We start from the raw sequence: 3,066 nt of genomic DNA on the forward strand, positions 1-3,066 counted from the left end.
AGCTTCTCGCGCGCCAGCGCGGCGCCGGCGCCGAGCGCCATCAGCTTGGCTTCGGCGATCTCGCGCCGCATCGGCGCCATGCCGCAATTGGTGGTGGCGATGATGTTGCTCTTGGGCACGAATTTCGACACCGCGTCGATCACCTGCACGACGTCTTCGGCGGTCTCCACAATGTCGCTGGCGACGTCGATCACGCCGGCCTGCACGATCTTGTTCTTCAAGAGCGCGAGCAGGTCGAGCGGCACTTTCGAATTGCGACATTCGATCGCGACCTGCTGGATCGGGCTGGCGTCGATCGCCGGAAAGATCTGCTCGTACTGCCGCCATTGGCTGCCGAGCGTCTCCTTCCAGTCGGTGTTGGCCTTGATGCCGTAGCCGTAGCAGATGTGCACGGCCGTGGCGCAGGTCAGGCCCTGTGCCGCGCGCTCCAGCGCCTTGATGCCCCAATCGTTGACCTCGTCCATGTAGACATTGAAGGCGGGCTCGTCGAACTGAACCAGATCGATGCCGTCGGCCTGCAATGCCTTGGCCTCCTCGTTGAGCAGCTCGGCGAAGGCAAACGCCATCTTCACGCGGTCGCCATAATAGCGGTCGGCAATGGTGTCGATGATGGTCATCGGACCGGGCAGCGTGAACTTCAGCTTCTTCTTCGTATGCGTGCGCGCCGCGCGCGCCTCAAAGGCATGCACGCGCTCCTTCAGCCGGAGCGGCGCGACCACCTGCGGGACCATCGCCTTGTAGCGATCTTTCCGGATGCCCATCTCGACCTTGTGGGCGAAATCGATGCCGTCGATCTTCTCCAGGAAACCGTGGACGAAATGCTGACGGGCCTGCTCGCCCTCGGTGACGATGTCGATGCCGGCGTCCTCCTGGATCTTGACCCAGATCAGCGTCGCGTCGCGCTTGGCGCGGAGAAGCTCCTCGCCTTGAGATTTCCAGGGCGCCCAGAGCATGTTGGGCTCGGCGAGCCATTCCGGCTTTGGCAAGGAGCCGGCGATCGTGGTTGGAAACAGCATGGCGGCCCTCCCGGCCGGTTGTGTTGCGCCTCTTCCTGCCATGTCCTAACGTCGAGGTACAGAACAACGAAAGTCGCGCTCTATTCCAGCGGCGATGACAGGGAAGGCCCACAGGAAGGGCCAAGGGAAAGGTCATGATCGACCTCTATTACGCGCCGACGCCGAACGGCTGGAAAATCTCGATCATGCTGGAGGAACTCGGGCTTCCCTACACCGTGAAGCCCATCAACATCCGCACCGGCGAGCAGTTCGGTCCCGAGTTTCTGGCGATCTCCCCGAACAATCGCATCCCCGCCATCGTCGATCACGCACCCGCAGACGGCGGCGAACCGTTCTCGGCCTTCGAGACCGGCGCAATTCTGGTTTATCTGGCGGAGAAGACCGGCCGCCTGCTGCCGACCGACTTGCGCGGCCGCTCCACCACCATCCAGTGGGTGATGTGGCAGATGGCCGGCCTCGGACCGATGCTCGGCCAGCACGGCCATTTCGCGCTCTATGCGGCGGAGAAGATTCCCTATGCGATCCAGCGTTACCGCGACGAGGCGGCTCGGCTGTATGGGGTGCTCGACCGGCAGTTGGAGAACACCGGTGCCTATGTCGCCGGCGATTATTCCATCGCCGACATCGCCTGCTTCCCCTGGACCATGACCCACAAGGCGCAGGGCTTTACGCTCGACGACTATCCGAACGTGAAGCGCTGGTATGCCGAGGTCCGCGCCAGGCCGCAGGTGCAGGCGGGGCTTGCGATCGGAAAATTCGTGAAAGAGCCGTTCGACGAGGAATCACGCAAGATCATGTTCGGGCAGCGTGCGAAGGAAGTGTTGGGAAGGAAGTAACGGCCACTGCTCTCACCTCGTCATTGCGAGGAGCCCTTGCGACGAAGAAATCCAGACTGTCTCCGCGGAAAGATTCTGGATTGCTTCGTTTCGCTCGCAATGACGGAACATAGAGCCTACCGATACAAGTAAAAGGAAACGCCATGATCGAATTCTTCTTCGACTGCTCCAGCCCCTGGACCTATCTCGCCTTCCACAACATCCAGCCGCTCGCCAGGGAACTGGGCGCCGAGATCGTCTGGCGACCGATCCTGGTCGGCGGCATCTTCAATACGGTCAACCCGAGCGTCTACGCGCAGCGCGAGACGCCAGTGCCGCTGAAGGCGCGCTATATGAAGAAGGACCTTCAGGACTGGGCGCGCTCGGCAGGCCTTGCGATCAAGATGCCGCCGACGGTGTTTCCGGTGAACAGCGTGAAGGTGATGCGCGGCTGTATCTGGTTGGGTAAAGACGTGGTGCCGTTTGCGACGGCCGTGTTCGAGGCCTATTGGAGCGCCGACAAGGACATCTCGCAGGACGCGGTGCTTGCCGACATCTGCAAGCAGGTCGGCATCGACGCGCCGAAATTCTTCGCCGGTATCGCGGAGCAGGGGATCAAGGATCAGCTCAAGGCCAACACCGAGGAGGTCGTCGCCCGCGGCGGCTTCGGCTCGCCGACGATCTTCGTTGGCAAGACCGATATGTACTTCGGCAACGATCGCCTGCCGCTGATCCGCGAGGCGCTCAAGCGCAGCAAGGCGAGCGCGGCCTGATGGTGCGCGCCGTCGTCTGCCGCACGCTCGGCTCGCCCGAAACGTTGCGGCTGGAGGAGTTTCCGCCGCGCGCTCTGAAGCCGGGGGAGGTGCGCGTCGCGATCCGCGCCGCGGGGCTGAACTTTCCCGACGTGCTGATGGCCGCCGGCGAATATCAGCTCAAGCCGGAACTGCCGTTCACACCGGGCATGGAAGCCGCTGGGGACGTGACCGAGGTGGGCGCGGAGGCGAGCGGTGTTGCCGTCGGCGACAAGGTCATCGTCAAGATGCGCCACGGCGCATTCACCGAGGAAGCCGTCGTCACGCCGTCGCAGCTCACCCCCAAGCCGTCGACATTCGACTACGCCGAGGCTGCGACCTATCTCGCCGGCCACGGCACCGCCTATCACGCGCTGATCGACCGCGGCCGAATTGCGCCCGGCGAGGTGCTGCTGGTGCATGGCGCCGGCGGCGGCGTTGGCC

Annotated in this window: 4 protein-coding genes; 3 read left to right on the forward strand and 1 reads right to left on the reverse strand. The window is 63.5% G+C overall.

The window, feature by feature from the left end:
- Window positions 1-1,016, reverse strand: a 1,016-nt coding sequence (locus MOV75_RS32540; protein ID WP_247007373.1) for a methionine synthase, incomplete at its 3' end; no start/stop codon positions are given.
- A 134-nt stretch (window positions 1,017-1,150) separates the two neighbouring features.
- On the opposite strand from MOV75_RS32540, the gene MOV75_RS32545 reads away from it, so the two are divergent.
- From MOV75_RS32545 to MOV75_RS32555, 3 genes are all read left to right on the forward strand, one after another.
- Window positions 1,151-1,852 (forward strand): glutathione binding-like protein, encoded by a 702-nt coding sequence (locus MOV75_RS32545; RefSeq protein WP_246930342.1) that lies wholly within the window; start codon window positions 1,151-1,153, stop codon window positions 1,850-1,852.
- Between the two features lie 143 nt (window positions 1,853-1,995).
- Window positions 1,996-2,604 (forward strand): 2-hydroxychromene-2-carboxylate isomerase, encoded by a 609-nt coding sequence (locus MOV75_RS32550; RefSeq protein WP_246930345.1) that lies wholly within the window; start codon window positions 1,996-1,998, stop codon window positions 2,602-2,604.
- Window positions 2,604-3,066 (forward strand): alcohol dehydrogenase catalytic domain-containing protein (locus MOV75_RS32555; protein ID WP_247007375.1); only part of this gene is annotated, 463 nt, incomplete at its 3' end. The genes MOV75_RS32550 and MOV75_RS32555, both read left to right, overlap by 1 nt.

The sequence above is a fragment of the Bradyrhizobium sp. PRIMUS42 genome, assembly GCF_023006515.1.
In the GTDB taxonomy this organism is placed as follows: Bacteria; Pseudomonadota; Alphaproteobacteria; order Rhizobiales; family Xanthobacteraceae; genus Bradyrhizobium.